General features: G+C 62.6%; 5 protein-coding genes and 4 pseudogenes. 4 read left to right on the top strand and 5 right to left on the bottom strand.

Annotated elements, in window-relative coordinates; all coding sequences use genetic code 11:
- Positions 1-158: 158 nt before the first annotated feature.
- Positions 159-901 (top strand): annotated as a pseudogene (locus ACYCUK_RS06175) (IS1634 family transposase); the annotation flags it as partial.
- A 185-nt stretch (positions 902-1086) separates the two neighbouring features.
- Positions 1087-2081: pseudogene (locus ACYCUK_RS06180) on the top strand (IS110 family RNA-guided transposase).
- Positions 2082-2170: 89 nt separating this feature from the next.
- On the opposite strand, the pseudogene ACYCUK_RS06185 reads toward ACYCUK_RS06180, so the two are convergent.
- A pseudogene (locus tag ACYCUK_RS06185) lies at positions 2171-2335 on the bottom strand (IS5/IS1182 family transposase); the annotation flags it as partial.
- A gap of 370 nt (positions 2336-2705) precedes the next feature.
- On the opposite strand from ACYCUK_RS06185, the pseudogene ACYCUK_RS06190 reads away from it, so the two are divergent.
- Together ACYCUK_RS06190 and ACYCUK_RS06195 are read left to right on the top strand one after the other, a co-directional pair.
- Positions 2706-3153 (top strand): annotated as a pseudogene (locus tag ACYCUK_RS06190) (IS110 family RNA-guided transposase); the annotation flags it as partial.
- 158 nt (positions 3154-3311) lie between these two features.
- Positions 3312-3752: a hypothetical protein gene (locus tag ACYCUK_RS06195; protein WP_461593939.1), complete on the top strand. Its 441-nt coding sequence runs from the start codon at positions 3312-3314 to the stop codon at positions 3750-3752.
- Between the two features lie 19 nt (positions 3753-3771).
- Here ACYCUK_RS06195 and ACYCUK_RS06200 read toward each other — a convergent pair whose 3' ends face one another.
- The 4 genes from ACYCUK_RS06200 to ACYCUK_RS06215 form a co-directional block, all read right to left on the bottom strand.
- Positions 3772-4632, bottom strand: coding sequence for an IS5 family transposase (locus tag ACYCUK_RS06200; RefSeq protein ID WP_461593940.1), 861 nt, complete (start codon positions 4630-4632; stop codon positions 3772-3774).
- A 190-nt stretch (positions 4633-4822) separates the two neighbouring features.
- Positions 4823-5131, bottom strand: coding sequence for a hypothetical protein (locus ACYCUK_RS06205; RefSeq protein ID WP_461593941.1), 309 nt, complete (start codon positions 5129-5131; stop codon positions 4823-4825).
- Positions 5132-5237: 106 nt separating this feature from the next.
- A complete protein-coding gene (locus ACYCUK_RS06210; RefSeq protein WP_461593942.1) occupies positions 5238-5972 on the bottom strand; it encodes a tetratricopeptide repeat protein in 735 nt (244 codons plus the stop codon).
- Between the two features lie 256 nt (positions 5973-6228).
- Positions 6229-7278 (bottom strand): patatin-like phospholipase family protein, encoded by a 1050-nt coding sequence (locus tag ACYCUK_RS06215; RefSeq protein WP_461593943.1) that lies wholly within the window; start codon positions 7276-7278, stop codon positions 6229-6231.
- Between the last annotated feature and the right edge of the window lie 213 nt (positions 7279-7491).

A 7491-nucleotide genomic window follows, 5' to 3' on the forward strand; every position in this document is an offset into this window, starting at 1 on the left:
GGGCCTGCGGACATGTGGGCAAGTTGCTTCAGCGGTTTGTCCACATGTCCGCAGGCTGGTGTTGCGTGGATCCAATCGGGGGTTGCATGAGCTTGGGCGTCGATAATTTGTTCACCAGTGCACTGGGACTGGTGCCACCATGGCAAGTGGAGAAAGTCGAACTCGGCGTCCTGCGCTGGCTGCAGACGGTGGCGCTGCCGCGGTTGGCGCCCCAGGAGAGGTCACGCCTCAGCAACTGCTGCGCGCGCTGGACGCGCTGGTCGGGCATCAGGATGAGGTGCAGGCACAGCTTGCCGGGTTGCTGCGCCCGCTGATCGACCAGGAGCTGTCGGTCGTGTTCGACGACAGGCCCGCCATGGGCGTGGAGGGGCCGAGCGAACTGGAGGGCGATGTGCGCCAGGTTGGCCTGTCCAAGGACGGGGACATCCGCCGCCAGTTCCTGCGCGGCGTGGTGCAGACGGCCGAAGGATGGCCGCTGCCCCACAGGGTCTGGGAGGGCAACACGGCCGAGGCGCCGGCGCTGTCCAGCGTGGTCGACGAGGTGCTGTCGCCGTACCCGCTCAAGCGCGTGGTGCTGGTGGCCGATCGCGGGCGGCTGCGTTGGGAGACCATCGGGAAGGGTTGCCATCGCCGCGCGTCGGCCCAAGCGCTCAGCCCCTGGAGTTCATCCTGGGCCGTGCCGGGGCGGCGCGATGCCGAGCGCGCCGCGATCCTCGAGCCGATCCACGCCCAGCGCTGCGCGGACGCCCGCCGGGAGGGGATCGGCCAGACCTCCTGGCAGGGGCTGCGCCGGGTCTGGGCCCCTGAGCCGCAGCGCGCGCCGCAGCAGACCCAGGCACGCCGCCAGCGCCTGGCGGCCCTCACCCAAGAGGCCGAGCAGCGCGCTGGATCAACGGCGGCGCATCCAGTACCACCAGGTTCTCCGCGACGGTCAACATCGCGACGGCGCCTCTTCGCTCCGTGACGCCGACCACGCCCTCCTCAAGGCACGCAAGCTCCAGAAACCGACGACAGACGCCCCTCGGCCACCTGTCGGGGGCACGTTTCATCTCAACCGTGTAGCCCGAACAGTTGTCCATCATGAACATGCATCCGCAAGGTGGGGTCGCGAATCGCGATCAACGGCCCAACGCGGGTGTGGGCGTGCCCAGGCAGCATCTGGATGTCTGCTTGGGCACGGCCGATCAGCGTGTGGTCAATGATGTGAATGGGTGGGCGAGCTGATCACGAAGTTCAAGGATGCCGCGGCGGACCTGGCGGTTCTTGATGCCACCGGTGGCTACGAGCGCGGCCTGGTGTGCGCGTTGCCAGGCGCGGGCATCACGGTGGCATGCCTGAACCCCAGGCAGGCGCGTGACTTCGCCAAGTCCATGGGGGTGTTGGCCAAGACCGATCAGGTCGATGCCCGCACGCTGTGCGACTTCGCCGACCTGCTGGCGCGCCCAAGGATCGGGCCAAGTCCATCATCCCGATGCTCGATGAGCACAGACGGCACCTGGCCGAGCTGATGACGCGCCGGCGCCAACTCGTGGACATGCGCGTGGCCGAGGGCAATCCCCTCGAGCACGCGACTGTCAAGCAGTCGGTGCGCAGCATCAAGAGCGTTCTCAAGACCTTGGTCAAGCAGCTCCAGGCCATCGACCGGGAAGTCGATGACGACATCGACCGGCACTTCAAGGACCAGCGCATACTGCTGGACAGCGTCAAGGGCGCGGGCCGGTGACGATCCTGACCTTGACGGCAACGCCGCCCGAGTTGGGAAGCCTCGGGCGGCGTCAGATCTCCAAGCTTGTCGGTGTCGCGCCCCTGGCCGATGACTCGGGGCTGCGCAAGGGCAAGCGCCGCATCTGGGGCGGCCGCAGCAACGTGCGTGCGGTGGTTGCCCATGGCCACGATGGTGGCGATCCAGCACAACCCGGCGATCAAAGTTTTCCACAGCCGCTGGATCGCCGCGGGCAAGCCCAAGAAGGTCGCCATCGTCGCCTGCATGCGCCAAGCTGCTGACCATCCTCAACGCCATGCTCCGGAACCCTGCTTCATGGAACGCAACAAAGCGCGTGCGCATCCCTATTTCAGCTTGACTTCAAAGACAGTTGCTAACCCCTGCAATATCCAGCAATTACGAGCACAATTGTCGACCTCCGGGGAGCAGTCCTGGGCGGCGAGAGTCGTCGCTGCTCTCAAAAACCTGCCCGTCACGCGCCCGGCGCTCGAACTTGACGGCCAGCGCCGCTTCCAGTTGCGTCCACGGCAGCCGCGTGGCCAGCACCGCCAGCGGATCGTTCAGGTTGATCATGGCGTCGATGCGGCTGCGGGAAAAGTCGGGCGTCTGCATCCTCAAATCCCTCAGAAATCAGTTTCCCCAATAACGCTTTCCATGGGAATCGGCACACCCAAAATGCTCAAAAAGTGAGCATTCATGCGGGTCGCATTCCTGATGGCCACCCAAATTCCCCCACCCTGACCGCGATGTGACGGTGCGCTGAGCGCGCCGATTTCGGACCGCGTCAAGTCCAGGCAGGACGTCACTTTCCATCCCCTCATCGTTGAGGGAACTCTGGAGTGAACGAGATGAACGTCTCCCACCCAGCGTCCCGGGCGAGAAGCCTGACCGAGTGACAGGTGGGTCCTCACGGGCCGACGGCATCAGAGTGCCCAAGAAGGAAGATCATGGAGATCTTCACAGGCAAACCGGAGGATCCGAGATGCAGCTTATGCCAGTTGGAGTGGATAGCGCAAAGCAGGTGTTCCAGGTGCACCACGTCGATAGCGGCACGGGGGAGATCGTGAACAAGGCGATCAAGCGCGCCGGCTTTGTGCAGTACTTCGTCAATCGCGCGCCGTGCCTGATCGGAATGGAGGCATGCGGCGGTGCGCAGCACTGGGCTCGTGAGCTCACCCAAGCTCGGGCATCAGGTCAGGCTCATGCCGGCGCGGTTCGTCAAGGCGTTCAACATCGGCAACAAGAGCGATGCAGCCGACGCCCGAGCGATCTGGCTCGCAGTGCAGCAGCCCGGCAAAGCGGTCGCGGTCAAGAGTGAGGATCAGCAGGCAGTGCTAGCCATGCACCGTGTACGTCAGCAACGGGTGAAGGTGCGCACGATGCAGATCAACGCGCTGCGTGGCCTGATGACTGAGTACGGCGAGGTGATGGGCATTCGCGTGGGGCTTTACGTGTTCGGCGTTGCACATGAATGTGTGGCCATCAAAGCGTCACGCCGCTGTTCGCCCTGGTGTGTTGGAGTCATGTTTCTATATTGGCATATACGGTATAAACTGTTTACTCCATTTACCTGTTTCAGGAGTTCGCCATGCAAGTCGCCAATACCGGCTCTTCCGTCAAAACCAGTAAAGCTGGACAAACACCGGTGCGCGCAGCAACGCCCGTCCTGCGCAAAACCGGCAAGCTCGCGCCAACCGTCAAGGCTACGCCGACAACGCGGGTGCAAGCCAAAGTCAAGGCGCCTGGGCGCAAGACCGCCCCCGCCAAGGCAGTCAAGCCAACGCCCGCGTCCGCGGCCAAGCCCCCCAAGCTCAAACTCGTGCGCGACAGTTTCACTATTCCGCGCAACGAGTATGCCGTACTCGACGCGCTGAAAGATCGGCTGGTGGATGTGAAGCGCCCAGCCAAGAAAAGCGAAGTGCTGCGCGCTGGCATTGCCTTGCTGGCAACGCTGTCGGATGTTGCTTTGCTCGCAGCCCTGGAAGCCGTCCCCGCGATCAAGACTGGCAGGCCGAAGAAGGCGAAGTAAGGGCTTTTTTCCTAAGATTTCATCCGTAAATTATGTTGAGCTTCAACGGTACTTTCCGGAAGGCGATGATGGCTGCGGCGAGGTGGTTGAGCGCGAGGAAACTGCGCGCAAGCTTCTCGTCGCGCACGAGCAGCTTGCGAAAGCGGTTGAACCAGCTATGGCAGACCTCGACAACCCAGCGCCGCGCCTTTTTCCTCGGGTCGCGCCGCTTGATGTCGGCCTCTTTGCGGCGGTCGACGACGTGGGCAATGTAGCCGTGTTGTTCGATGGTGCGCGCGTTGTCGGCACTGCGGTAACCCGCGTCGGCGCACAGGTGCTTGTGGCGGCGCACCGGCGGGCTCTCGCGCTTGACCATGATGGCGCCCAGAACCTCGTCCAGGCGCTTGCCGTCATTGACGTTGGCCCGGTCACGATGAGCGACAACGGGACGCCACGGCCGTCCACCAGCAGGTGGCGCTTGCTCCCCTTTTTTCCCCCGATCCGTCCGGTTCGGTCCGACAGCTTCCTGCGCCAGTGGCGCCTTCATCATCGCACCGTCCACGCTCTGCCACGCCCAAGCAATGCCCTGCATCTCGTCGTACTCGGCCAACCCGGCTCGCCACAGCGCCTCGAAGAACCCAGCCTTCTCCCATTCAAGGAAGCGCTTGTGCACGGCGCTGGCGCTTCCAAAGCGCTCCTTGGGCAGCGCCTTCCACTGGCAGCCCGTGCGCAGCACGTAGACGATGGCCTCGAATACCTGACGTGCCGGCTTCGGCGGCCGACCAGCACCGGGCCTGCGCCGATACACCTTGTCCTCCGGCGCGACTCGCTGAGGAACCAGCGGTTCCACGCGCTGCCAGAACGCGTCCGTCACCACCCAGGATTCCGCTCGCTTGCCCAACGCACTGCTCCGACGCCGCACATCCAGCGGCTCGGAGCGATAGTTTACCTATTTATGGATAAATTCTAAGGCGAAAAATGAAGGAGAAGGAGAGTGGCGGAAAGGGTTGAGCCCTCACGCCGCCTGCCAGAACGCCGCAGCAACGATGGCCACCAGCAACTCCCAGCCGCGGCGATCGACATCCATTGCATCACGGTCCAGTCCAGCGCCACGGCGAGTGCGACCGAGGCGACATGGCGCGCATCGGCAAAAACGAGTGGGATAATTTTTCATGTGCTGTGGCTGCTTGCATGGAGAGTTGCGGCACAAGCAGCTCGAGTGCCGACAGTCGTCCAGCCATCGCATACACCGCGAACAGCAGCAACAGCGTGGCATCGCCGGGTTGTAAACGCTGGAGGGCTTCATCGCCAGTGACGATCTGCGCATTCGAGTCGTCACAGTCGGACGGAGGCAAAGTAAAAATGACCCGCAGTACGGGATGCTTGACCGGATTCGTCATGGAGAGGGCGCGGCAAAGCGGCGCACGTAGAGTGAATCTTGCACGAGTTCACCACCGCACGATGACAGTTTCATGACGGACTCTGAACCCACTGCCTTGGTGACGATCACGCTGCGTTAAATCCCATCGAGGCAAACTGCAATGACGTGGGACTGTCACTCTTCGGTTCGTTTTGACCACTTTGAACGAGACTGGTCAGCTCAAGCTGTGCCGGACCATATTCCTGCTCCGCCGCAAGCTGTAGCCAGCGCGCAGCTTGCGCGAAATCCTGGGGAAGACCCAATCCCTCACGGCACATCACGCCCAGGCGGTACTGGGCAGCGATATGTCCCTGATCGGCGGCCTGACGAAACCAGAAGGCCGCGAGAGCGTCGTTTTGCGGAACTCCAAGCCCCTCCTGATAGAGGTCGCCCAAGTGGTATTGCGCCGTGCTCTCACCGAGTTCGACCGCCTCGCGGAACCAGAGGGCGGCTTGCGCGAAGTCTTGGGCCACGCCCTGGCCTTGTTTGTGAAAGATGCCCAGAGCGCACTGTGCGCCGGCATGGCCCTGCGCTGCAGCCTTGCCATACCAAAAAGCTGCTTGCACGAAATCCTTGAAGACACCTTGACCGTGGGCATACAAGAAGCCCAGATGGAACTGAGCCACCGAGTTGCCGTGGTCAGCGGCCTTGCGTAACCAGATGGCAGCTTGCGCGTAGGCATGACTCGCTTTGAACGAGAGCCCGATCGCCAGGGGATCGGCTGAAAGTTCGGGCCCCTTGCTCCGCGCCGGCGGCACGAACCAGGGGGCATGTTGTCTCCCCGAGTGCCACGGTGCTGCTGGTATCGTGTTTTCAATCATGGGACGTACATCATTGAGGACGCGATCCTTGATCGCAAAATAGCCTTGCGCGAGGTGGGTGAGCTCTGCTGGGAACGACCGTGTCACAGGAGCGACCTCGCCCCACGTGAAGTCACATAAAAGGTGATTGAAACCCCTGTGTGTGACTGCCGCATGACGTGGGCGGGGCATGCCTGGCCGATTCTTGGAGTCGGATGACCCTTCCGGAGCACCTGCGGTGCAGGGATGGGATCAGCCGCATTGGCTTGCCACAAGTTCAACCGAACAGCGCAGACAAATCCAGACTGGATTGCCGTCCGAGTTTGGCGCGGTGTTGGTCCAGCCATGTCATCGTCTGCTCGCGACCAAGGTCTCGCAAGTGTTCGAGAAAGGGCAAATGCGGGGTCAGTCGGGTTTCGGCCGCAAGGTCGTGCATCAGCGCATGGGCCTCGATCAAGTGGAAGCGCGAACGCATGATGCGTCGCTCCAGCCGACCGAAGCGCATGGGCGACAAGGCGACAAAATCGTGGATGTGGGCAATGATCTGCATTTCCCGCAGGAATGGTGCCGTGAACGCCAGTTCCAGGGTGCGCTCCCGGATGCCCTGCACGCTGCGCGGCGTCGACACCGACTGGAGCGGGCTGAGTAGAACCAGCAAGGTGTCGCTAGCACCTGTGAATAGCAGGGGCAAAACGGCAGGGTTGGCGGCAAAGGCGCCATCCCAATACATCGCGCCGTCCAGTTGAACGGCATGTTGCAGATTAGGCAAACACGCCGAGGCCAACAAGGCTTCGACGCCGAGTTCAGGGTTGCGGAACAAGTGTAGCTGACCTGTCGCCACGCGCGTGGCGGCGATGAACAAGCTGGGCGACGCGGTCGTGCGCAACGCGTCGAAGTCCACCAGTTCGCCCAAGACCTCACGCAATGGGTTGAGGTTCAAGGGGTTGAACTGATACGGCGAGATGAATTGGGCCCACTGCAGCATCAGGCGCGCCGCGGGGGTCAAGGCCACATCGGCCCTTTCGTCGGTGGGCATGATGAACCCGATGGGCACATGGGCAGCGACACGGGTCCAGAACGTGGCCAACAGATCACGAGCACCATCGCGCCCGCCTCGGCGTAGCCCCTCAGCCAGCATCACGGCATTCATCGCTCCAGCGCTGGCGCCACTGACGCCATCAAAACTGAAGCGGCCATCCTCCAGCAAAGCATCCAGCACCCCCCAGGTGAATGCTCCATGAGCGCCGCCCCCTTGCAGGGCAAGGTTGAGACGGATCGGCGAGGAACGGTTAAAGAACAACATTGGAACGCGTGACCTCCAGTGCATGGCCCACTCCGCGCCGCATCAACGACTCTTGTCGAAGTGACCGATGCTGATGCGCCGCGGTTGCGCCGTATCAGCCGCGTTTCACCTTATTGATCTTTCCGTAAATCATGACAACCGTTGAGCCGTTCATGCGTTGTACCGATACTTGGCCAGAATGGGATGCGAGACATGGTGACGAAACGATTGGACGAATCGGTGCGGCGGCGCTTGCGA

This window comes from Thiomonas sp. (assembly GCF_054608695.1).

What these genes read in the sequence shown, in the direction of transcription:
- ACYCUK_RS06205 (WP_461593941.1), bottom strand. Translation starts at nt 5,131, where the DNA reads ATGACGAATCCGGTCAAGCATCCCGTACTGCGGGTCATTTTTACTTTG.
- ACYCUK_RS06215 (WP_461593943.1), bottom strand. Translation starts at nt 7,278, where the DNA reads ATGCACTGGAGGTCACGCGTTCCAATGTTGTTCTTTAACCGTTCCTCG.
- ACYCUK_RS06210 (WP_461593942.1), bottom strand. Translation starts at nt 5,972, where the DNA reads ATGATTGAAAACACGATACCAGCAGCACCGTGGCACTCGGGGAGACAA.
- ACYCUK_RS06195 (WP_461593939.1), top strand. Translation starts at nt 3,312, where the DNA reads ATGCAAGTCGCCAATACCGGCTCTTCCGTCAAAACCAGTAAAGCTGGA.